The following is a 22068-nucleotide window of genomic DNA, read 5'->3' as shown; positions in this document are numbered from 1 at the left end:
CGTAGCGTTCCCTCTCTAGTCCGCGGCCAAGGAACGTGGCGGCGCCGCCGTCAGCGGCGCGTCGGCCACGCCGAGGTCTTCCATCAGGAGGTTCGCGGTGATCCGCGCCCCTTCGTAAATCACTGGCAGCCCACTGCCGGGATGTGTGCCGCCACCGACGAGATACACGCCCGGCACTTCCGCGAAGCGGTTGCGCGGGCGGAAGGACAGCATCTGCCCCAGATCATGCGTCAGGTTGAAAGTCGCGCCGTAGCCGACGGCGAATTCATCCTGCCAATCCTGCGGCGTCACGATCTTCTCGTAGCGGATGCGCGGCCGCAGATCGCCAAGACCCAGCGCGGCGAGACGATCGAGCGCCAATTCGCGATAGCGCGCGGTTTCCGCCGCCCAATCGGCGTGGTTCCGCAAATTCGGCACCGGCACCAGCAGGTACAGCGTGGAATGCCCGGGCGGCGCCATCGAGGCATCGGTCGCGCAGGCGTTCTGCAGATACAGCGACGGCACCGGCGGGATGATGCCACCCTCGACCTGCGCGATATTGCCCTTGTAATCCTCGGACAACAGGACCGTGTGATGCGCCAGGTCCAGCGATCCCTCGATGCCCAGGTAGAGCATGAAGGTCGAACAGGAATAGCGCGCATCGGCGATGCGCTTGTCGTTCCAGCCTTTGCGCAGGCTGTTCGGCAGGAGTTTCGGCACGGCATGCGCGAAATCCGCGTTGACGACGACAGCATCCATCGCGATCGCGCGGCCGTTGACCTCGACACCCGTGGCGCGGCGGCCGGCGGTGGTGATCCGGTCCACCGGCGTGTCGTAGCGGATATCGACGCCCATGTCGGTCGCGACCCGGGCCATGGCGGATGACACCGCGCCGCAGCCGCCAACCGGGTGGAACACGCCGTGCTCGTATTCCAGGAACGACAGGATGGTGAACAGGCTCGGGCAACGGAACGGGCTCATGCCCAGGTATTTGGTCTGGAATGAGAAGGCCAGCCGCACCCGAGCGTCGGAGAAATACCGGTTCAGATCGGAATCCACCGTCAAATGCGGCTTCATCAGATGCAGCGCCTTGAGCATGTCCTTCTGCAGCCATTCGGCATGGCTGTTGAACGAACGCTCCAGCAACGGGCGGAAGGCGCCGAGCTTGGCGCGGTTGGCGGACATGAAGCTCGGGAAGCCCGCGGCGTCGGCCGGCGACAGCTTGGCGATCTCGGCCTGCATCCGCGCGACGTCGGGGGTCGCGTCGAGCACGGTGCCGTCCCCTTCGAACACCAGGCGATACAGCGGGTCGAGGCGGATCAGTTCGACCTCATCCTCCAACCGCCGGCCGCAGGCGGCGAAGACTTCGGCAAGGATGCGCGGATAGAGGAAAAAGGTCGGCCCAAGGTCGAAGCGGTAGCCCTCGGGCGTCGTCAAGGTGCGGGTGCGGCCGCCGGGCACGCTGTCCTTTTCGAACAGGGTCACCTTAACGCCACGCGCGGCCAGCAACATGGCGGCGGCAAGCCCCCCCGGCCCGGCGCCGATCACGGCCACGTGGCTGCGCGGGCCTTGCAGCGCGGGTGCGGAGAGGGGGGCGTTCATCGGCTGTATCGAAGGGTCATCACGCTCCTAGTTGCGCCCTCGGGCGCAAGGCGCAAGGGCGGGATCGTGCGGTCATGCGGCACGGGCATCCTCGGCGCCGGCCAGGGCGCGGGGCAGCAGGCGCCGGATGTAGAAATCGCTGGTCGATGCATGGGCGGGATCGGCCGCGGCGGCCCGCGCGACCATGCCGGCGCCGAGCACCCAGCCACAGGCATCGAGGAAGGGCGCTGCCCCCCCTGGCCCGCCGGTCCCGAGCATATGGGGGATGGCCTGTTCCACTGCCGCGGCGGCGGGGCCGATGGCGGGCGCGGCGGCAACGGCTTCGGCCAGCAGGACCCGCAGCAGGGCGCCGCCGTCGCGCGGCAGTTTGCGGCCCACCAGATCCAGCGCCTGGATGCCGTTGGTGCCTTCGTAGATCGGCGCGATCCGGGAATCCCGCAGCACCTGGGCGGCGCCAGCATCCTCGCAAAAGCCCATCCCGCCATGCACCTGCACGCCCAGGCTGGCATTCGCCACGCCGCGATCGGTGCACCAGGATTTGACGATGGGGGTCAGCAGGGCGAGGCGGGCGTCGGCGTCCGCATCGCCCAATAGAGCCGCGCGGTCGAGGCAGGCGGCGGCCTCCAGCGCCAGCAGCCGCCCAGCCAGGGTCACGCTGCGCATTTCGGCCAGCATGCGGGCGACATCGGGGAAGGTCGCGATGACGCGGCCGCCCTGTTCGCGCCCGGCCGCATAGGCTTCGGCCAGGGCCAGCGCACGGGCGCCCTGCCCCACGCCCTGGACGGCCACGCCCAGGCGGGCGGCGTTCATCATGGCGAACATGGCAGGCAGGCCGCGGTTGGCTTCGCCGATCAACTCGGCCTCGGCGCCGTCGAACAGCATGATGCAGGTCGGGCTGGCGTGGATGCCCATCTTGTGTTCGACGCCGCCACAGGCGACGCCGTTGCGGCTCCCGTCCGGCATGGTCTTTGGCGCGGCGAAAAGGCTGATGCCGCGCGAGCCCTCCGGCGCGCCCGGAAGGCGGGCCAGCACCAGGTGCAGGATGTTTTCGGCCAGGTCGTGGTCGCCCCAGGTGATGAACACCTTCTGGCCGAACAGCCGATAGCCGCCATTGCCATCGGGTTCGGCACGCGTGCGGACCGTGGACAGGTCGCTGCCGGCCTGGGGTTCGGTCAGGCACATGGTCCCGGTCCAGCGGCCGGCGGCCAATTCCGGCAGCCAGCGCGCCGCCTGGTCCGGCGTCGCGTGGTGGGCCAGCAGTTCGACGGCACCGGCCGTCAGCATCGGGCCGAGGGTGAAGGCCATGTCGGCGGCGCTGCACAATTCCTGCACCGCCGACCACAGCGCATGCGGCAACCCCTGCCCGCCATGGGCGACCGGGGCCGCGAGGGATTGCCAGCCGCTTTCGATCCATTGCCCGTAGAGCGGGCCGTAATGCGGTGGCACGCGGACCACGCCGTTTTCCAGCCGCGTGCCGTGGCGGTCGGCCTCCTGCCAGCCGGGGGCGATGGCCTCGGCGGCGAAGCGTTCGGCTTCGCGGATCACGGCCTCGATGTCCGCGGCCTCCAGCGGCGCGCCCGCGGCGGCGGTCAGGCCGGGCAGGTCGACGATCCGCGTCAGCCCCAGGATCAGGTCGTCGGCGGCGCTGGTCATGCCCAATTCCTTCGCAATGCCGGCGAGGGCGGCGCCTGGCCGGCAGCCCAAGCGGGCAGGTCCGGGTCACCGCCAGCCAGGGCGAGGCCCAGGAGCGCGCCGAACTTGAAGCCATGGCCGGAGAAGCCGGACATCACCCAGGTGTCGGGGCCCAGCGGTTCCACCACGAAACGCTCCCTTGGTTCCACGTCGTAGTAGCACGCCTGGCCGCCCAAGACCCGGTAAGCGCCGAAGTCGCGCAGGCGGGGGCGGACGAAGGCCAGGACCTCCTCGATTTCGGCGGGGGTGGCGGCGCGGTCGTCCTCGGCATCGCCGGCGAGGGAGAAGCGATGGTCGCCGACCTTCAGCGGCGTGCCGGCGACGGGAGGGACGGCGTAGAAGCCGCCTTTGTCCGCCTCGTCGAAGGACGGCAGGTCGAGCAGCATGGGCGATGTGTCCCAGAGCCCCGGCGGGGGTTCGAGATAGGCCAGCACCTGGCGGGACGCGGTGACGCGGGCGGCGATGCCGGACAGCAGGCGCGGCGCCCAGGGCCCCGCGGCGACGATCAGGCGGTCGGCGGTGCGGGTGCTGCCGTCGGAGCGGCGCAGGGTCGCGCGGGCGGCATCGACCTCGGTTACGCGGGCCCGCTCGAACACCACGCCGCGTGCGGCCAGATGCGCGGCCAGCGCCGCCACGATCCGGTCGGCCAGCAGGACTCCGCCCGGGGCCAAGGCATAGGCGGCGAACAGGTGTTCGGGGGCCAGCGCGGGGCAGAGGGCCAAGGTTTCGGCGGGCGTCAGGTCACGCACCGGGCGACCGTCATCCAGCAGGGTCTTGCGGCCCTCGGCATAGCGGGCGCCGCCATCGGCAGACAGCACCAGCACCCCGGTCGGCACATGCAGCACTTGGCCGAGGTCGGCCCACAGCAGGTCCCAGGCCAGGTAGGCATCATCGACCATCCGCATGTAGCCGGCGTCGGTGCCATAGGCGTGGCGGATCAGCCGATGATGGTCCACCGAGGCACCGCGTGGATTGGGGATCGGGTCCTGGTCGATCACCCGGACGGACCATCCCGCGCGGCAAAAACCCCAGGCCGCCGAAAGGCCCATGATGCCGCCGCCGAGGATCAGAACTGTTTTCATGGCCGCATGATCGCCCGCCCCGGGCGGGTTGTGAACCGGGGGGCGTCGTTGACAGGAATCGTATCGCCGGCCGAGGCTTTTGCCATGACGACACAGAACCTGCCGCGCCGGGCGCTTGGCGCCCTGGCCCTGATGCCCCTTGCCGCCCAGGCGCAGGAGGCTTGGCCGACGCGCCAGGTCTCGATCGTGGTCGGCGTGGCGCCCGGCGGCACGGCCGATTTGGCCGCCAGGCTGCTGGCGCAGGAACTGCCCCGAGCCCTGGGCACGACGCGGCCCTTCGTCGTGGAAAACCGCCCGGGTGCCGCGACGCAGATCGGCACGGATCTGGTCGCCAAATCCGCGCCCGATGGGCAGAGTTTGCTGGTGGCGGGTGCCCCCTTCGCGATCAACCCGGGGCTGTTCCCCCGCTTGCCCTATGACCCCGTGGCCGATTTCGCGCCGGTGACCTTGCTGGTGCGCGGCGGGCTGTTCCTGCTGGTGCCGGCCAATTCGCCATCACGCGATGTGGCCGGGTTCCTGGCCACGGCGCGGGCACGCAACGGGGTGAACGTGGCCAGCGCCGGCAATGCCTCCATGAGCCACATGGCGCTCGAACTCCTGGCGGCGCGGGCTAACGTCACGCTGACGCATGTGCCCTATCGCGGCAGCGGGCCGGCGATCCCGGACCTGATCTCCGGCACCGTGGAGGCGATGTTCGAAAACCCCTCGACCGCGCTGCCGCTGGTGCGGGAGGGGCGGCTGCGCGCGCTGGCCTTTACCGGCGCGACCCGGAGCGACGCGCTGCCCGACGTGCCGACCCTGGCCGAAGCCGCCGGCCTGCCGGGTTTTGCTGCGGAGAACTGGTTTGGCCTGTTCGCCCGCGCCGGCACGCCGGAGCCCATTCTGGACCGTCTGCACACGGCCACGGTCGCGGTGCTGGCCCGCCCCGACATCGCCGAACGCTTCGCGCGCGATGGGGTGACGGTGGCGCCGATGTCGCGCAGCGACTACGCTGCGTTCATTCGCAACGAAATGACGGTCTGGGCCGAGATCATCCGTGCCCGCGGCATCACCCCAGGCTGAGAGGCCCCCAATGGCTGGCTACGCACGCACCGAAGCAAAGCAACACGCGCGCACTCACTTGCGCGGGATCTGGTGCGCGGCGCTGACGCCCTTCGTCCCTGGCACGCTGGCCTTCGATGAGGACGGGTTCCGCGCCAACCTGCGGCATTGGTTCGCCGACCTGGGGATCGATGGCGTCTTCGTCGCCGGCAAGCAGGGCGAGTTCTTCGCCATGAGCATCGCCGAACGCAAACGCGCCTGCGAAATCGCGGTGGAGGTCGCCCGCGCCTGCGGCACCCGCACCATCATGTCTGTCAGCGACCAGAACCTGGACACGGTGCTGGAACTGGCACGCCATGCCGAAGCGGCGGGTGCCGACTACATCGTCGTGCATGCGCCGGTGCTGCATTTCGTCCATGACCGGGACGAGATCCTTTGGGAATACTACCGCCGCGTGTCCGAAGCCGTGAACATCGGCATCGCGCTGTGGAGCCACCCCGACAGCGGATACCTGATGTCGCCGCAACTCTGCGCACGGTTGGCGACGCTGCCGAATGTCGTGGCGATCAAGTATTCGGTCGAACGCGCGATGTATGCGGAACTGACCCGCCTGGCCGGTGACACGCTGATCGTGTCGACCGCCAGCGAGGAAGAATGGCTGGACAACATTCTGGACCTTGATTGGCAAGTCTATCTTTGCTCCTCACCGCCCTATCTGTTGCAGACGGCGGCGGACCGGCGGATGCGGGACTATACCGACCTCGCTTTTGCAGGTCGGGCGGAGGAGGCGCGGCGGGTGTCGGCCAGCCTGCAGCCGGTGCGCCAGGCGCTGAAATCCACTCGCCCCGGCGGCAAGCCGCAGAGTCACCAGAAATACTGGCAATCCCTGCTGGGCCAGGTCGGCGGCGCGGTGCGGCCGCCGATGCTGGAACTGACCGAGGCTGAAAAGGCGGCGACGCGGGAGGCGTTCCTGCGCTGCGGGCTGGCGCCCTTGTCCGCCGCGGCGGAGTAGCCGGCTACATCGCCCGCAGCAGGGTGATCCGGCCAGCCATGCTGTCGCCGGGCGCCAGCACGTCCATCGCGCCATAGGGCGCGAAGCGCGGCCGGTTCAGCACATCGGGCACATGGCTGACCGGCTCCACGCACAGCACCGGCAGATGCGGTGGGGCGTAGAGTTGCATGTTGCCAGCCCAGGCACCGGTCGCGCCCAGCACAAACCCGTCGATCCGCGCCCGCCCATCCCAGCCGGACCAATGCGTGTCGTGGCCGAGCAAAGCGGCCTCGCCACCATCGATGCCGGCGGTGGGTTCGACGGCGTCCGGCAGGTTACGGCTGTCGCGAACAAACCGATGCGTGGCGGTGAAGGCCAGGTGCGTGGACGGCGTACGCACGAACCACGGATGCCAGCCGATCCCAAACGGCAGCGCCGTGGCGCCGAGGTTTGTCAGGGCTAGCATCAACGACAGCCCCTCGTGGTCGAGTGCCACATCGAGCACGGCCCGGCACGGCAGGGGCGCCGTCATCGATTCCACCGTCAGCCGTGCCGTCTGCGCCGTCGTCGACACCACGCGCCATGGCTGGTCGCGTAGAAACCCGTGGATCGCCGTTCCATCCGCCGGGCGATTCACCGGCGCCGTGCCAAGCGCGCCAACCCGCCCGCCATCCAGCCGGTTGGTCCAGGGCGCCATCCAGAAGGCACCGGCCATCGCGGTATTGGGGTCGGCGCCATCCGGCACCGGCGCCAGCACATCGCGCCCATCGCAGGTCAGCCGGGCCATGGCCGCGCCCTGTTCGGGCAGCAGCCGCGCGGCCCAGCCGCCCGCCGTCAGGTAGAGGCTCATTCCAGCGAAAAGGCGTCGCGCGGGGACGGGGCGCTGCGGGAATACTCGATGGCGGTATACGCGCCGCCCTGGTAGCGCTCGATCACCGGATCGCCGCTGAGGATGCCACCGACCTCGGCCGCGTAATCCTCCGAGGTATCCTGCGGTGCCCAGCCGATGCGGTCGCGGTGGTCCTGCCCCCAAAACGTGCGCGGGTTGGCCGATGCGGCCCAGATCACCGCATGCCCGGTCTTCGGTGCCGTCACCGCGGCCTGGCACAGGCGGATCAGGTCGGCATAGGACAACCAGGTGGCCAGCATCCGCGCGTCGATCGGCTTGGGGAAGCAGGAACCGATGCGCAGGTTCACGTTCTCGACGCCGTGCTTGTCCCAGTACATGCGGCCCATGAGTTCGCCATAGGCCTTGGACAGGCCGTAGTAGCCATCGGGGCGGAAGTCGCAGTCCACGTCGATTTTCGGCTGGTTGCCGGAGGGGCGTTCGTGGAAGCCGATGCTGTGGTTCGACGAGGCGAAAATCACCCTGGCGCCTTCGCGCCGGGCGGCTTCGTAGATGTGGTAGAGGCCGCGCAGATTGGGGCCCAAAACTTCCTCATACGGCCGCTCCACGCTCACCCCGCCGAAATGCAGGATCGCGCCGCAGCCTTCGGCCTGCCGCACCACGGCCAGGCTTTCGTTCAGGTCGCATTTCACGAATTGCGCGCGCGGCGGCAGCGCATCCGGGAAGGGCGTGATGTCGGTCAAGCGCAGGGTCCAGCCGGCGGCGGCCAATTCACGCGCGAGCGCCCGGCCCAGGTTGCCGGAAGCGCCCGTCAGCAGGACGGGTTTTTGGGGAATGGTCATGGCGGTCAGCCTCCGTAATCAAGAAACAGCCGCGGCAACGTCAGCGACATGGCGGGCCAATAGGTGGTGAGCATCAGTGCCACCAGGATTGCTCCGTAGAAAGGCCAGATGGTCTTCATCACCGTCTCGATCGGAATTTTCCCGATCGCGCAGCCGACGAAAAGCACCGCGCCCACCGGCGGCGTGCACAGCCCCAGGCCGAGGTTCATCATCATCACCATGCCGAATTGCACGGGATCCATGCCGATGGCGATCACCACCGGCAGGAAGATCGGCGTGGTGATCAGGATCAGCGCCGCCATGTCCATCACGCAGCCCAGCAGCAGCAGGCAGATGTTGATCATCAGCAGGATGACGATGGGGTTGTCGCTGATCGACAGCATCCCCGCGGTCAGCAGGTCCGCCAGCCGATAGACGGCCAGCAGATAGGCAAAGGCGGTCGCGGTGCCGACCAGCATGAAGACCACGGCGGTGGTCCGGACACTGCCCTTCACCGCGATGACGAAGTTGTCCCAGGTCAGGCTTCGGTAAACCATGATCGTCACCAGCACGGCCCAGATGGCGCCGAAGGCCGCCGATTCGGTCACCGTGAAAATGCCCGACAAGACGCCGCCCAGGATGATCACCGCCGTCAGCAGGCCGGGCAGCGCGTCGATCGCGGTCCAGGCCAGGTGGCGGAAACCCTGCCAGGCCTCGGCCGGGTAGCCGCGGCGCACCGCCATGACATAGGCGGCGATGGCCAGGAACAGGCACATCGTGATGCCCGGGACGATACCGGCGATGAACAGGGCGGTCACCGAAATGCCGCCGCCCGCCGCCAGCGAATACAAGATCATGTTGTGGCTGGGCGGGATCAGGATGCCCGCGATGCTGCTGGTGACGGTCAGCGACACGGCATAGTCGACGCCATAGCCCTTGGCCTTCATCGCCGGGATCAGGATGGTGCCGGTGGCGGAGGTATCGGCCACCGCAGAACCCGAAATCCCACCGAAGAGCATGGAGGTGGAGACATCGACCATGCCAAGCCCGCCACGCATCCAGCCGACGCAGCCGGAGGCCAGAGCGACCAGGCGCCGCGCGATGCCGCCATGCAGCATGATCTCGCCGGCAAAAATGAAGAAGGGGATGGCGAGCAGCGAGAACATGCTCATCCCCGACGTCATCTGCTGGAAGGCCACGGCGGGATTGATGCCTTCGTAGATGAAGCCAACCACCGCGGCGATGCCGAGCACGAAGCCGACCGGAACGCCCGCCACGACACCGAAGAAGAAAATAGCGAAAAGGATGATCAGGCCAGGTTCCACAGGCTGCCTACTCCAGGAAGGCCGCCGCCACGCCACGCTTTTCAGGCGCGTCCGGCGACAGGATGTCGAGCAGCACCTGCTCCAGGGCAAACAATGCGATCAGCGCACCGCTGATCATCAGCGGCGCATAGGTCCAGGCCTGGCTGATGCCGAGCAGGGGAATGCGAAAGTTCCTGACCCCATCGACCAATTCCCAGGACCAGAAGGCCATGGCCAGGCCGAACAACCCCACCACCGTGTCGCAGCCGACCGCGATCCAGCGCTGCGCATTCGGCGGCAGGCTTTCGCGAAAGCCCAGCACCGACAGGTGGAAGCGTTCCCGCACGCCGACCGCGGCAACCGGCAGGGCGATGAACAGGATGGCCAAGGTCGCCGCGCGTTCCACCCAGGTGGGCGTGTCGTTCAGGACGTAGCGGCCGAAGACCATCCAGCCCATCATCACGATCAGGGCGACCAGGGCGACCGAAGCCGCCCCGATCATGATCCGCGACAGGAACTCAAGCGCTGCGGAAAACGCCCTCACGGGGTTTCGCGGATGGCCTGAACCATCCGGGCCAGGCGCGGGTCGGCGGCATACTTCGCATAGACCGGCGCCATCAGGTTGGACCAGGGCGTGCGGTCGGTGATCTCGATCACCGTCACGCCCGCCGCGGTCACCCGCGCGCGGGATTCCGTTTCCCGCGCGGCCCAGAGCTCACGCTGATAGGTCGCCGAATCCAGGGCGGCCTGGCGCACGATCGCCTTGTCGGCGTCGCTCAGCCGCGCCCAGCGCTGGCGGGACACGGCCAGCACTTCCGGCACGTTGGAATGCTCGGTGGTGGTGTAGAATCGCGCGACCTCGAAGTGGCGGGTGCTTTCGTAGGACGGCCAGTTGTTCTCGGCCCCGTCGATCACGCCTGATTGCAGGCTGGTGAAGACCTCGCCAAACGGCAGCGGCGTCGCATTGGCGCCCAGTGCGCGCATGATGTCGATCCACAGGTCCGAGGTCTGCACGCGGATCTTCATCCCCTGCAGGTCGGCCGGCACGCGGACCGGGCGGCGGGTGTACATGCTGCGGGCGCCGGCGTCGTACCAGGCCAGGGCGATGATGCCGATGCCGTCCAGGTCGCGGGCGATTTCCTCCCCACCCACGCCGGCCATCACGCGGTGCGAATGCCCGACATCCCGGAACAGGAAGGGCAATGTCACGACATTGGTCGAGGGGGCGAGGTTGTTGAACGGGCTGAGGTTGAAGTTCCCGAAGTCGATGGCGCCGAGGCGCATCTGCTGGATCGCCTCATCCTGCTGGCCGAGCGTCGCCGAGTGGTAGGTGCGCAGGCGAATGCGATTGTTTGTGCGCTGGGCGACCAACTCGCCGAAGCGGTCCATGCCGCGGCCGTTCGGATAATCGGCGGCGTGGATGTTCCAGCCGCGCCATTCCTGGGCCAGGCCCGGGGTCGCGGACAGGCCGACGGCGGCAACAGCCGCCAGCAAGGCTGTGCGGAAGCGAGTCAGCATGAAAGTTTCCCCTTGATGATATTTTTCTAACGCCAGCGTGGCCCGCGTCGCGCTGGTGTGTCAAACGCGCAACGTCACAGGAGCCACTCGATGCCCCATTCCATCGCCGCCGCCGCCGACGCCCTGGCCAGCGGCGCCACCACCGCGCGGAGCCTGGCCGAAGCAGCGCTTGCCCGCATCGCCGATCCGGCGGGCGAGGGCGCCCGCGCCTTCGTCCAGGTCCAGGCCAAGGCGGCCCTGGCCGCCGCCGACGCGATGGACGGTTTGCGCGCCCACGGCAGGGCGCCGTCGCGATTCGCCGGCATCCCGATCAGCGTGAAGGATCTGTTCGACCAGGCGGGCCAGGTCACCGCCGCCGGCAGCGTGGTGCTGGCCGACGCCCCGCCCGCCGCGACGACGGCGCCCGCGGTGGCGCGACTGGAACGGTTGGGCTTCGTCGTGCTCGGCCGCACGAATATGGTGGAATTCGCCTTCAGCGGGTTGGGCGTGAATCCGCATTTCGGCACGCCGCTGTCGCCGTGGGATCGTGCGACGGGACGATGCCCTGGGGGGTCATCCTCGGGCGCCGGGGTCGCTGTCGCGGATGGGATGGGGTTTGCGGCGCTCGGGTCCGACACCGGCGGGTCCTGTCGCGTGCCGGCGGCGCTGTGCGGGGTGGTCGGCTACAAACCAACGGCCAAACGCGTGCCGATCACGAACGTCGTCCCGCTGTCGCAGAGCCTGGATTCCATCGGCCCCCTGGCCCGCACGGTCGCGTGCTGCGCGGTGATCCATGCCGGCATGGCGGGCGATGACCAGCCGGCGGCGCCGGCCGCGCTGCCGCTGGCCGGGCTGCGGCTGGGCCTGCCGCGCGGCACCTACCTGACCGATGGCATGGATGCGACCGTGGCCGCGACGTTTGACGCGGCCCTGGCCCGGTTGTCGGCCGCGGGGGCGTTGATCGTGCCGCTAGACCTGCCGGAACTGGCGGATATCCCTGCGGTGAATGCGACCGGCGGCTTCGCGGCGAGCGAGGCCTGGGCGCTGCATCGCGACATCATCGCCCGGGGTCGCGACCGCTACGACCCGCGGATTCTGGCGCGCATCCTGCGCGGCGAACGGATGACCTCGACCGACTATATCGCGCTGGTCGCAGCCCGCGCCGCGCTGATCGCCGCCATCGCGCCGCGCACCGCGCCCTTCGATGCGGTGGTGCTGCCGACCTGCCCGATCGTGCCGCCGGCCCTGGCCGAGGTGGCCGAGGAACGTGACTACAACCGCATCAACATGGCGCTGCTGCGGAATACCTCGGTCGGGAACTTCCTGGACCGCTGCTCGATCTCGCTGCCCTGCCACCGCCCGGGCGAGGCGCCGGTCGGGCTGATGCTGATGGGCGAACATGATGGCGATGCGCGTCTGTTCGCCGTCGCGGCGGCGGTGGAGGCCGGGTTGGCCTAAGCCCCCACGCGCAGCAAGCCGGGGCCGTGGCGTTTCAGCCAGGTCTCGGCCTGGGCGCGGTGCGGCGACATGGTGTTCAGCAGCGCCCAGAAATGCACGCCATGGTTCATGTGGCGGATATGCGCGACTTCATGCGCCGCGACGTAGTCCAGCACCCAATCGGGGGCCAGCAGCAGCCGCCATGAGAAGGCCAAGGTGCGGTCGGCGGCGCAGGATCCCCAGCGGGTGCGCGTGTCCTTCAGCCGGATCGCATGGGGCACGACGCTGATGGCTGTGGCGTGGTGCGCGACGCGGACGGCCAAGCGACGGCCCGCCTCGGCGCGGAGGAAATCGGCGGTGCGGCGGGCCAGGAAGGTTTCGTCGCCGGTGACCACCAGGGTCTGGCCATGCAGGAAGGCGCCGCCGCGCTCGTCCGGCGCATGGATGATCTCATGCGGCAGGCCGCCGATCGGCACCATCGCCCCCGGCACGAAGGGGCAGGCGGGCGCCAGGGCACGCAGGCGCTGGGTGATCCAGCGTGCATGGGTTTGCAGCAGGGCCAGCCCCGCCTTGCGGCTGCCGCGGGTTGGCAGGGTGACCAGGACCGCGCCCTCGGCGGCATCGATGCGCAGCGACACGCGGCGGGCGCGGGCGCTGCGCTGCCAGACGACCTGCACATCCACCGGCGGTGCCAGCGGGTCGGGTGCCAGAGGGAGGGTTTCCCGGGTCGATTCGTCGGGCATGGGCATACCCTGCCCACAAGCGCGCACGGCAATCAACCGTGCGCGTGGGGCATCACGCGATCAGCGGAATGGGATCGCGTACATCAGGCCGCCACGGGTCCAGATGTCGTTCCGACCGCGGGAGAGTTTCAGCGGGCTGGCCTGGCCGACGTTGCGTTCGAAGATCTCGCCGTAGTTGCCCACGGCACGGATCGCCGCCAGCGCCCAATTGTTCGCCAAGCCCATCCGCTGGCCGAAGTCACCGGTATTGCCGAGCAGGCGCTGCACCGTCGCATCACGGCTGTCGCGCGACTGGGCTTCGGCGGTGGCCGAGGTCACGCCATATTCCTCGGCTTCGACCAGGGCGTAGTGAACCCATTGGATGATATTGGTCCATTGGTCGTCGGCATTGCGGGTGAAGGGGCCGAGGGGTTCCTTGCTGATCAATTCCTCCAGCACGATGTAGTCGGCCGGATTGCGCGCGATGGTGCCGACCACGCCGGCAAGCGCCGAGGCATCCTGCGTCATCGCATCGCAGCGCCCAGCGAAGAAGGCGTCATACATCGTATCAACCCGTTCGAAGACCACGGGGCGGAAGGCGATATTGCGGGCACGGAAGGTGTCGGTCAGGTTGAGTTCGTGGGTCGTGCCCTGCGCCACGCAGATCGTCGCGCCATCCAATTGCTGCACCCGCGCGACGCCGGCATCGCGGCGGATCACAAAACCCTGGCCGTCGTAGAAATTGACCGGCCCCTGCGACAGTCCCAGCGTGTTGTCGCGCAGGAAGGTCTGTGTGCTGTTGCGGAACAACACATCGATCTCGCCCGATTGCAGGGCGGCAAAGCGTGCCTGGGCGGTTAGCGGAACGAAGCGGACCTTGGTCGCATCGCCCAGCACGGCGGCGGCCACGGCGCGGCAATAATCGGCGTCGATGCCGCGATACTCGCCGCGGCTATCGGGTGCGGAGAAACCCGCGAAGCCGGCCGAAACGCCACAGATCAGGGTGCCGCGCGACTTGACGGTATCGAGCGTCGCGGCGTGCGCGCCCAGGCTGCCGAACAGCAGCGCGAGGGCGGGGAGGATGTGTCGCATGGGATGTGTCTCCTTCAACGTGGCAGGTCGGCAAGCACGGCAATGGTCGCATCGCCCAGGCGATCCACCATCGCGTCGATCTGGGCGGCGGTGCTGATGTAGGGCGGCGCCAGGATCACATGGTCGCCGCGGGTGCCATCCACCGTGCCGCCCATGGGGTAGCAGGCGAGGCCGCGGTCGAAGGCAGCTTGCTTGATCCGTTCGTTCACTTTCAACGCCGGATCGAAGGGCGCCTTGGTGGCGCGGTCGGCGACCAGCTCGATCGCCTGGAACAGCCCGCGCCCGCGGATGTCACCGATGTGGCGATGGTTGCCGAAGCGTTCGGTCAGGCGTTCGGCCATCAGCGCCCCCATGGCGCGGACATTGGCCAGCAAATCCTCATCGACAATCACCTGCTGCACGGCGAGCGCGGCCGCGCAGGCGACCGGATGTGCCTGGTAGGTGTGGCCGTGCTTGAACGTGCCGGAGCCGTCGCGCAATGCGGCGACAATCCTGCCTGAGACAAGGATGCCCCCGATCGGCTGGTATCCGCCGCCCAGGCCCTTGGCGATCACCTGGACGTCGGGCGCGACGCCTTCGGCTTCCCAGCCATGCAAGGTGCCGCAGCGGCCCATGCCGCTCATCACCTCGTCCAGCAGCAGAAGCGCGCCGTGGCGGTCGCAGACCGCGCGCATCGCGGCGAAGTAGCCGGGGACAGCGGTGACGCAGCCGAGCGTCGCACCGACCACCGTCTCGGCGCAGAAGGCCGCGACATTCTGGGGCCCGAGGCGTTGGAATTCAGCCTCCAGTTCGGCCGCGAGACGCGCGACGTAATCGGCATCGCTCTCGGCATCGCCGCGTTCGCGATAGGCGTAGCAGGGGGCCACATGCGAAAAGATATCGGCCAGCATCGGCGCATAGGGCGCCCGCCGCGTGGCATTGCCGCCCGCCGCCAGTGCCCCCAACGTGTTGCCGTGATAGGATTGCCGCCGGGCGATGAAACGCGTGCGCTCCGGCTGGCCGATCTCGAGGAAATACTGGCGCGCGATCTTCAGCGCCGCCTCCATGCCCTCGCTGCCGGAGGAGACGAAGTAGGCGTGGGTCAGCCCGCCGGGTGCGTGGCCCACCAGCATGTCGGCCAGGGCTTCGGCGGGTTCGCAGGAAAACAGGCTGGTATGCGCGTAACAGAGTTGGTCGATCTGCGCCTTCATCGCGGCGATCACGTGCGGATGCCCGTGCCCGAGGCAGGCGACGGCGGCGCCGCCCGAACCATCGATGACCTCCCGCCCCGTCGCGTCGCGCAGCATCACGCCATGGCCGGAGACGGCAATGGCGGGATCGGCGCGCAGGTTGCGATGCACGATGTGGCTGGTCATGCGACAGAATCCTCGGGCAGGTAGGCGGCGAAACGGTCGAGCAGGTTTTCGCTGGCGCGCAGCGCGGCCAGCGCATCGGCACCGCCGGCCGCGAAGACGCTGGCGGCCAAGGCCTGCGCCAGCGCGACGGCGGCGGTCAGGCTGGGGAAAAAGGCCGGCGTGGCGGTGGCGAAGGGCAGGACGTGGTCGACCCCGGCGGTGATCGGCGCATCGGCGCGATCGGCCAGCACGACAATACGCAACCGCGCATCGCGTGCCGCCGCCAGGGTCATCAGGCTGGCGCGGGAATAGGGTGCGAAGCCCACCAGGACCAGCGCGTCGCCTGGGCGAAAGGCCGCGAGGTCCAGGTCCAGCGCGCCCTCCCCATCCAGCAGCAGCGGATCGGTGCGGAACAGGCGCAGTTGGTAGTGCAGCAGGCTTGCAACGGCCCGGCAGGACCGGAAGCCGGCGACGTGAATGCGCGGCGCAAGGTGCAGGGTGGCCGCGGCCGCTTGCAGGGCGGCCGGGTTCAGGTCGGCGACATTGCCGACATCGGCCACCAGCACGGCCGCCGCATCCTCGGCACGCGGCCGGGCGGAATAGGGCGCGGGGACTGGTCGCTGCTCGGCGATCGCCGCATCGCGCAAGGCATCCCAGCCGTCAAAGCCAAGCGCCTGTGCCAGCCTGGTGAAACTGGCGGGCGAGGCCCCAGCCTCGGCCGCCAGGCTGCGCATTGGGCGGGTCGCGACCTCGAACGGGTGCGCCGCCAAATGCCGCCCGGCCGCGGCCAAGGCGGGGGGCAGGTTGGGCAGGGCGCGGTTGAGCCGGTCGGCGAGCATGAAACAACTGTTTCACGCATCGCGCCGTCATGCAACAGTCGTTTCAGGCCGGCGGCGGCCGTAAGACGGTAATGCCAAGCAGCCCGGCTTCCCGACCCACCCATTGCTCGCTGCGGTAGATGCCGCCGGTCTGCGGATCGCCCCAGAAACGGTTGGTGAAGTTGAAGCCGCTGCCGTTGCAGCCTTCTTCGACCAGCAGCACGTCGCCGTCGATCCGGCCGCGCAGCGTGCATTCAAGCGACACGCCGAAGCGCATCGAGGCCGGATCCCGGTCTGGCGTCATCAGGTCGACGAGGCGCCGCGACGAGGCGAGACGCCCGACCAGCGCCAGCGGTTCGTCCAGCGGGTCAGGCCCGTCGAACCGCGTTGCCGCGACCCATACCGCAAGCCCCGCGGTCGCCACCACGCGCGCGCCATCGGTCGCGACCACGACGCCATCGCGCGTGCGCCACAGCCGGGATTCACCATTCTGTTGCAGCAGCAGCGCGACGGCCGGGCGGCTGCCGACCGCCAGGGACAAGGCGGGTCCATCGACTTCGGGGGGGCCGAAGCGGTCGTCGGCGGGGACAGGGGCGGCACAGCCGGCCAGCAGCAAAAGCGCTGCCAGCGGCCGCCAACGCCTCACTGCGTCGCCCACACAATCCGGTGGATGAAGGCGACATCGGCGAGATCGAAACTGTAGTTGGGATGCGCCGGATTCAGGCTGGCCAGTTCGATCCGCTTGGCGGATTGGCGGACCAGTTCCTTGGCCAGGACCTCACCTTCCCGGGTGCGGACCACGACGCGATCGCCACGGCGAACGGGGGCGCCGGGCGAGACGATCACCAGGTCACCGTCGCGGAACACGGGCTCCATGCTGTCGCCGTGGATTTCGAGGGCATAGGCGTGCGGGTCGGGCACTTCCGGCACGCTGATCTCGTCCCACGAACCGCCGACGGGATAGCCGCCGTCGTCGAAAAACCCCTCACCGCCCGCCTGGGCCATGCCGATCAGCGGAATGCGCCGGCCGGTCATCGCCCGACGGCCGCCGCCCGCGCCGCTGCTGGTGCCGGAAACAAGGGAGGCGAAGGATTCCAGCGGCGCGCCGATGGCGTTCAACACCTTCGCCACGCTTTCGGTCGATGGCCAGCGCGCGCGCCCATCCGGCCCCGTTCGCTTGGACGGGTTGAAGGCAGTGGGGTCGAGGCCGGCGCGCCGGGCGAGGCCCGAGGCACTGAGTCCATGTTCGGCGGCGAGCGCATCAAGCGCGCGCCAAACGTCTTCGTGTCGCATGGACGCATTATCCTAGGCTGACAACCCCAATACAAGGAGATAATAGACCTATTTATGCCTTGACACCTAGGATTATGTGTTTAGAGAACAGCCATCCCAACCCCCTGGGACGCACCGGAGCCCCCGCCATGCCGAACCCCGCCCCCCGCGCCGCACCGACCCGCCGCCTGCATTCGCTCGATCGGGCGGTGCCCTTCCATTCGGCGGAAGAAGCCTGGTTCTGGACCATGGCGGCGCTGACCGCGCGACGCGATGGCGCGCAACTGGGCGCCGGGCGCGGCGAGATGCTGCGCCCTTGCGAGCCGGATGACGTCATCGTCGTGCTCGACCGCCTGTACCGTCAGCGGCGCATCGACCTGGCCCATGCCCGCGTCATGCGGGCCTGGGGCGAAAAGCACAGCGTGCCCGACGAACGCTTCGCCCCGGAGCGTGCCGATGCACGGTTGTGGAAGGAAGCGATGCAGCGCCTGGACTGGCCGCTGCGGGTCAAGGGCATCGTCGCCGGCGACGGCATCTTCCCGCGCCCGGAAGAGGCAAACCCTTGTGTTCCACTCTCATCTTTCGGACCGAATCGTCGGTGACACAGCACGCCTCACATCGGCGCCTGCCGGAGCCCGCTGTCTTCCTGGGCTTCGGCGGCGGCACCAGCCAGGCATGGCAACGCCTGCTGGCGCCAGGCTTCCGGCATTGCTTTGCCGGGCTGCGCGATGCCGATGGCTGGACGGTGGTCGATCCGCTGTCGGGGCGGCTGCACATCACGCGCCTTGGCGTGGATGCCGACTACGATCTCCCGGCATTGTGGACCCGTGCGGGCTTCGTCGTGCTGGGCCCTTTCACCCCGGCCGAGGCCATCGCCACGCCACTGCCGGGGCTGCTGCCGCTGACCTGCGTCAGCGTTTGCCGCGCTTTGCTTGGTCCCGGTGCGCCCTTTGCACTGACCCCGCAGGGCTTGTTCAAGCGGTTGATTTCCTATGATCAAAACCCTAGGAAAAAAACCTTGACTATTTTGCCGACCTAGGCTATTTCACCTCTCGCCAAGGGGATAGTTGCGCCCCGCGGCTTCCTCCACTCCCCCCCCCTCCGCGATCACCCGCACGGTCCATCCCCCGGGCCGTGCGGCGTTTCGCCCCAACTGGAGCGTCGAGCCGCATGGGTGGCCTCATCAAAGCCCCGAAGCCGGTCGCCATCGCGGCGGCCGAGCCCCCGCCGCCCGTCACGGCACCGCCGCCGGACCAGGCGGCGACGCAGGCCCGTGCCGCCAGCACGGCCCGCGCCCGCAATGGCCTGGCCGGCACCATCGCCACATCCGCCCGCGGGGTCCTGGACCCACTGCCCGTGGCGCCGCGCAAATCGCTTCTGGGGGAATAGCGCCATGACCCCGGAAACCCTTCTGCTGCGCCACCAGGCGGCGCTCGACCGGCGCCGCCCGTGGGAGGCGACCTGGCAGGATTGCCGCGACCACGTCCTGGCGCGCACGCCCGGCCAGGGCGGGCCGGCGCTGTTCGACGGCACCGCCGCCGATGCCGCCGAACAACTGGCCGCATCGCTTCTGGCTGAGCTGACGCCACCCTGGTCGCGCTGGTTCGGGCTGCAGCCGACGCGCGGCATGGCCGATACGCCTGGGCTGTCGGAGTTGTTGGAAGACGCGTCGGAAACCCTGGCGGGGCATCTGGATCGCGGCGGGCTGTCGTTGGCCATGCACCAGGCGTTCCTGGATCTGGTCGTTTGCGGCACGGGTGTGCTGCTGGTCGAGGAAGCGCCGCCCGGCGAATTGTCCGCCCTGCGGCTGACCGCCGTGCCGCTGTCGGAAACGGTGCTGGAGGACAGTGGGTCCGGGCGCCTGGACACGATCTATCGCAGCGCCGGGCTGACGCCGGATGCGATCCGGCAACGCTTTCCCAAGGCCGTGTTGCCCAAGGCGCTGACAGAGAGCAAGGGCGAACCGCCGCGCCTGCCGGTACTGGAAGCCGTCTGGCCAGATGGCCGTGGCGCCTTCCGCTTCGCCGCCGTCCTGGCCATTCCGGGCCAGGCACCATTGCTGCTGGCCGATGGGGAATTCGCTGAATCCCCCTTCATCGCCTTCCGCTGGCTGGTGGCGCCGGGCGAGACCTACGGCCGCGGCCCGGTGATGAAGGCGCTGCCGGATATCCGCACTGCCAACAAGGTTGTCGAACTGATCCTGAAGAACGCCTCCATCGCCGCGACCGGCATCTGGCAGGCCGATGACGATGGGGTGTTGAATCCAGCGACGGTGCGGCTGGTACCCGGGGCGATCATCCCCAAGGCGCCAGGTTCGGCGGGGCTGACGCCGCTGGCGGCGCCGGGCAACTTCGATGTCTCCAACCTCGTTCTTGACGATTTGCGATCTCGCATCCGCACCGCTTTGCTGGCGGACCGGCTGAGCCCGAAACCCGGCCAGGACCGCACCGCGACCGAGGTGCTGGAACGCAGCGCCGAAACCGCCCGCACCTTGGGTGCCTGCTACGGGCGGCTGCAGCACGAATTGCTGTCGCCGCTGGTGGTGCGGTCGCTCGGCGTGCTGCGCCGGCGCGGTGAGGTGCCGCCCATCCTGTTGGATGGGCAGGAGGTGCGGCTCGCCTATCGCAGCCCGCTCGCGCGGCTGCAGGCGCGGGCCGATGCCGCCAATACCGCGCTGTTCCTGCAATCGGCGGCGGCACTCGGGCCCGCCGGCCTGGCGCAGATCGATGCCGCCGCCGCCGCGCGTTTCCTGGCCCGCACGCTGGATGTGCCGGACTCCATCCTGACACCCCTTTCGGAGAGCCCTTCCGCATGAGCGAGAACCTGATCACCGCCGAACTCGAAACGCCCGTCGTCATGAGCGACGCGGTTTCGACCGGCAGCCAGATCCCGGCCAAGTTCAAGGACCCGGTGACCGGGGCGGTGCGCATCGACGCGCTGCTGAAATCCTACCTGGAGTTGGAACGCCGCCTGTCGCAGCGTTTCGCGCCGCCGGCCGATGATGCGGCACCGGAGGAGATCGCGCGCTTCCGCGCCGCGATGGGCATTCCCGAAGCGCCGGAGGGCTACGAGATCGCAGCCCCCTGCGAACAATGCGCGCCCGATCCCGCAATCAATGCGCGACTGCACGCCGCGGGGTTCACGCCGTCGCAGGCGCAACTGGTCTACGACCTGGCGGCGGAACGTCTGCTGCCGGTGATCGCCGAGGCCGCCGCGCAATACGAGGCCGACCGCCAGCGCGACCGGCTGATCGCGCATTTCGGTGGTGAGGATCGCTACCGCGCCATCGCCCGGCAACTCGCCGCCTGGGGCCGCGCCAACCTGCCGCCGGCGGTGTTCGACGCGATGGCCGGCACGTCCGAGGGCGTGATCGCGCTGTCGGGCATGATGGACCGCAAGGAACCCATGATCGGGCGCCAGGCGGATGCACCCCAGGCGATGGATGAAACCGGCCTGCGCCAGATGATGCGCGACCCGCGCTACTGGCAGAAGCGGGAGCCGGAATTCGTGAACCGCGTCACCGAAGGTTTCCGCCGCCTCGTCGGCGGCTGACCCCACTTCCGTCCGCACAAAACCTGGTCGCCATGACGGCGGCCGGGCGTGCGGACGCACGCGTTCGGCGGCGCCTGCCTGGCCCAACCGCCGATGACGCGAATCCCCTCCCCGCAATCCGCCTGCCGGAGACTTTTCGCATGACCATCGACCTCGCCTTCGCAAAGCAGTTCGAATCCGAAGTGAAGGATGCCTACCAGCGCCAGGGCAGCAAGCTGCGCCAGACCGTGCGCAGCAAGAGCGACGTGAAGGGCGCCAGCACCGTCTTCCCGAAAGTCGGCCGCGGCACCGCCGCCGCCAAGGCGCGCAACGGCGTCGTACCGGTGATGAACCTGCAATACTCGAACGCCGAATGCTTCCTGCAGGACTACTACGCCGGCGAATGGGTGGACCGGCTGGACGAGATCAAGACCAACATGGAGGAGCGCCAGGTCGTCGCCAATGCCGGCGCCTATGCGCTGGGTCGCAAGACCGATGAGCTGATCATCGCCGCCCTGGACACGGCGACGGCCGAAGCGGTCGGCACCGCCCCCGGCACCACCGACGCCGATGGCCTGACCAAGGAGAAGGTGCTGCTCGCCTTCGAAACCCTGGGTGCCGCCGATGTGCCGGATGACGGCCAGCGCTATGCCGTGGTCGGCTGGAAGCAGTGGAGCCAGTTGCTGCAGATCCAGGAATTCGCCGACAGCCGCTATATCGGCGACGCCGATCTGCCGTGGAAGGGCGCGCAGGCCAAGTCCTGGCTGGGCGCGATGTGGATGCCGCATTCGGGCCTGACCAAGAGCGGCGCGCTGCGGTTCTGCTACTTCTTCCACAAGACCGCGGTGGGCCATGCCTCGGCGCAGGATGTGGTGACCGATGTGTCCTGGCACGGCGACCATGCCGCGCACTTCATCCTGAACATGATGAGCCAGGGCGCGGTGTTGATCGACGGCGCTGGCGTCGTGCGGATGCGCGCCGCGGAATAGTCGCTTCTGCCGCCTCC

At 68.9% G+C, this 22068-nt stretch carries 23 protein-coding genes; 9 read left to right on the top strand and 14 right to left on the bottom strand.

Going from position 1 to position 22068, the window contains the following annotated elements; all coding sequences use genetic code 11:
• Positions 1-15: 15 nt before the first annotated feature.
• The 3 genes from crtI to ACQW02_RS00700 form a co-directional block, all read right to left on the bottom strand.
• On the bottom strand, positions 16-1581 hold the full coding sequence (crtI, locus tag ACQW02_RS00710) for a phytoene desaturase family protein (protein WP_431283358.1): 1566 nt from the start codon (positions 1579-1581) through the stop codon (positions 16-18).
• Positions 1582-1653: 72 nt separating this feature from the next.
• Complete coding sequence (locus ACQW02_RS00705) at positions 1654-3234, bottom strand: acyl-CoA dehydrogenase family protein (RefSeq protein WP_431283357.1); 1581 nt, start codon at positions 3232-3234, stop codon at positions 1654-1656.
• Positions 3231-4355, bottom strand: a complete 1125-nt coding sequence (locus tag ACQW02_RS00700; protein ID WP_431283356.1) for an FAD-dependent oxidoreductase — start codon at positions 4353-4355, stop codon at positions 3231-3233. The genes ACQW02_RS00705 and ACQW02_RS00700 overlap by 4 nt, the downstream gene beginning before the upstream one ends.
• An 84-nt stretch (positions 4356-4439) precedes the next feature.
• On the opposite strand from ACQW02_RS00700, the gene ACQW02_RS00695 reads away from it, so the two are divergent.
• Both ACQW02_RS00695 and ACQW02_RS00690 read left to right on the top strand, forming a co-directional pair.
• Entirely contained in the window at positions 4440-5417 is a 978-nt protein-coding gene (locus tag ACQW02_RS00695) for a Bug family tripartite tricarboxylate transporter substrate binding protein (protein WP_431283355.1), read from the top strand.
• A 10-nt stretch (positions 5418-5427) separates the two neighbouring features.
• Positions 5428-6408, top strand: a complete 981-nt coding sequence (locus ACQW02_RS00690) for a dihydrodipicolinate synthase family protein (protein ID WP_431283354.1) — start codon at positions 5428-5430, stop codon at positions 6406-6408.
• 4 nt (positions 6409-6412) lie between these two features.
• Here the strand turns inward: ACQW02_RS00690 and ACQW02_RS00685 are convergent, their stop codons facing one another.
• Genes ACQW02_RS00685 through ACQW02_RS00665 form a run of 5 tightly spaced genes read right to left on the bottom strand, consistent with a single transcriptional unit; the run spans position 6413 to position 10877 of the window.
• The gene (locus ACQW02_RS00685) at positions 6413-7237 is read right to left on the bottom strand and encodes an aldose epimerase (RefSeq protein ID WP_431283353.1); all 825 of its coding nucleotides are present in this window, start codon (positions 7235-7237) and stop codon (positions 6413-6415) included.
• Positions 7234-8076 carry an NAD-dependent epimerase/dehydratase family protein gene (locus ACQW02_RS00680; protein ID WP_431283352.1) on the bottom strand — a complete coding sequence of 281 codons (843 nt, stop codon included), beginning with the start codon at positions 8074-8076 and terminating at the stop codon, positions 7234-7236. Before ACQW02_RS00680 ends, ACQW02_RS00685 begins: the two co-directional genes overlap by 4 nt.
• Positions 8077-8081: 5 nt before the next feature.
• Positions 8082-9380 (bottom strand): TRAP transporter large permease, encoded by a 1299-nt coding sequence (locus ACQW02_RS00675; protein ID WP_431283351.1) that lies wholly within the window; start codon positions 9378-9380, stop codon positions 8082-8084.
• Between the two features lie 7 nt (positions 9381-9387).
• Positions 9388-9903: a TRAP transporter small permease gene (locus tag ACQW02_RS00670; protein WP_431283350.1), complete on the bottom strand. Its 516-nt coding sequence runs from the start codon at positions 9901-9903 to the stop codon at positions 9388-9390.
• Positions 9900-10877, bottom strand: a complete 978-nt coding sequence (locus ACQW02_RS00665) for a TRAP transporter substrate-binding protein (protein WP_431283349.1) — start codon at positions 10875-10877, stop codon at positions 9900-9902. Before ACQW02_RS00665 ends, ACQW02_RS00670 begins: the two co-directional genes overlap by 4 nt.
• A gap of 90 nt (positions 10878-10967) precedes the next feature.
• Here ACQW02_RS00665 and ACQW02_RS00660 point away from each other — a divergent pair, with 90 nt between their 5' ends.
• Positions 10968-12314, top strand: coding sequence for an amidase (locus tag ACQW02_RS00660; protein WP_431283348.1), 1347 nt, complete (start codon positions 10968-10970; stop codon positions 12312-12314).
• Here the strand turns inward: ACQW02_RS00660 and ACQW02_RS00655 are convergent.
• The 6 genes from ACQW02_RS00655 to ACQW02_RS00630 are packed head-to-tail and all read right to left on the bottom strand — an operon-like array spanning position 12311 to position 17552.
• Positions 12311-13036 carry a M48 family metallopeptidase gene (locus tag ACQW02_RS00655; protein WP_431283347.1) on the bottom strand — a complete coding sequence of 242 codons (726 nt, stop codon included), beginning with the start codon at positions 13034-13036 and terminating at the stop codon, positions 12311-12313. The two genes, ACQW02_RS00660 and ACQW02_RS00655, sit on opposite strands and share 4 nt — an antisense overlap.
• Positions 13037-13096: 60 nt before the next feature.
• The gene (locus ACQW02_RS00650; RefSeq protein WP_431283346.1) at positions 13097-14107 is read right to left on the bottom strand and encodes an amino acid ABC transporter substrate-binding protein; all 1011 of its coding nucleotides are present in this window, start codon (positions 14105-14107) and stop codon (positions 13097-13099) included.
• A 14-nt stretch (positions 14108-14121) separates the two neighbouring features.
• Positions 14122-15462, bottom strand: a complete 1341-nt coding sequence (locus ACQW02_RS00645; RefSeq protein WP_431283345.1) for an aspartate aminotransferase family protein — start codon at positions 15460-15462, stop codon at positions 14122-14124.
• On the bottom strand, positions 15459-16280 hold the full coding sequence (locus ACQW02_RS00640) for a MurR/RpiR family transcriptional regulator (RefSeq protein ID WP_431283344.1): 822 nt from the start codon (positions 16278-16280) through the stop codon (positions 15459-15461). The genes ACQW02_RS00645 and ACQW02_RS00640 overlap by 4 nt, the downstream gene beginning before the upstream one ends.
• A gap of 43 nt (positions 16281-16323) precedes the next feature.
• A complete protein-coding gene (locus ACQW02_RS00635; protein ID WP_431283343.1) occupies positions 16324-16905 on the bottom strand; it encodes a YjbF family lipoprotein in 582 nt (193 codons plus the stop codon).
• Positions 16902-17552, bottom strand: a complete 651-nt coding sequence (locus tag ACQW02_RS00630) for a S24 family peptidase (RefSeq protein ID WP_431283342.1) — start codon at positions 17550-17552, stop codon at positions 16902-16904. The genes ACQW02_RS00635 and ACQW02_RS00630 overlap by 4 nt, the downstream gene beginning before the upstream one ends.
• 128 nt (positions 17553-17680) lie before the next feature.
• Here ACQW02_RS00630 and ACQW02_RS00625 point away from each other — a divergent pair, with 128 nt between their 5' ends.
• The 6 genes from ACQW02_RS00625 to ACQW02_RS00600 all read left to right on the top strand — a co-directional run bounded on the left by ACQW02_RS00625 (position 17681) and on the right by ACQW02_RS00600 (position 22051).
• Positions 17681-18133, top strand: coding sequence for a hypothetical protein (locus ACQW02_RS00625; RefSeq protein ID WP_431283341.1), 453 nt, complete (start codon positions 17681-17683; stop codon positions 18131-18133).
• Entirely contained in the window at positions 18130-18570 is a 441-nt protein-coding gene (locus tag ACQW02_RS00620; RefSeq protein WP_431283340.1) for a hypothetical protein, read from the top strand. Before ACQW02_RS00625 ends, ACQW02_RS00620 begins: the two co-directional genes overlap by 4 nt.
• A gap of 131 nt (positions 18571-18701) precedes the next feature.
• Positions 18702-18920 (top strand): hypothetical protein, encoded by a 219-nt coding sequence (locus tag ACQW02_RS00615; RefSeq protein ID WP_431283339.1) that lies wholly within the window; start codon positions 18702-18704, stop codon positions 18918-18920.
• Positions 18921-18924: 4 nt separating this feature from the next.
• Positions 18925-20346, top strand: a complete 1422-nt coding sequence (locus ACQW02_RS00610; protein WP_431283338.1) for a portal protein — start codon at positions 18925-18927, stop codon at positions 20344-20346.
• Entirely contained in the window at positions 20343-21083 is a 741-nt protein-coding gene (locus ACQW02_RS00605; RefSeq protein ID WP_431283337.1) for a capsid assembly protein, read from the top strand. Before ACQW02_RS00610 ends, ACQW02_RS00605 begins: the two co-directional genes overlap by 4 nt.
• A gap of 140 nt (positions 21084-21223) precedes the next feature.
• Complete coding sequence (locus tag ACQW02_RS00600; RefSeq protein WP_431283336.1) at positions 21224-22051, top strand: phage capsid protein; 828 nt, start codon at positions 21224-21226, stop codon at positions 22049-22051.
• Positions 22052-22068: the final 17 nt, after the last annotated feature.

This window comes from Humitalea sp. 24SJ18S-53 (assembly GCF_050632385.1).
Classification (GTDB): domain Bacteria; phylum Pseudomonadota; class Alphaproteobacteria; order Acetobacterales; family Acetobacteraceae; genus Humitalea.
The sequence above is the reverse complement of the archived record's forward strand: the minus strand, read 5'-3'. Positions and strand labels throughout refer to the sequence as shown.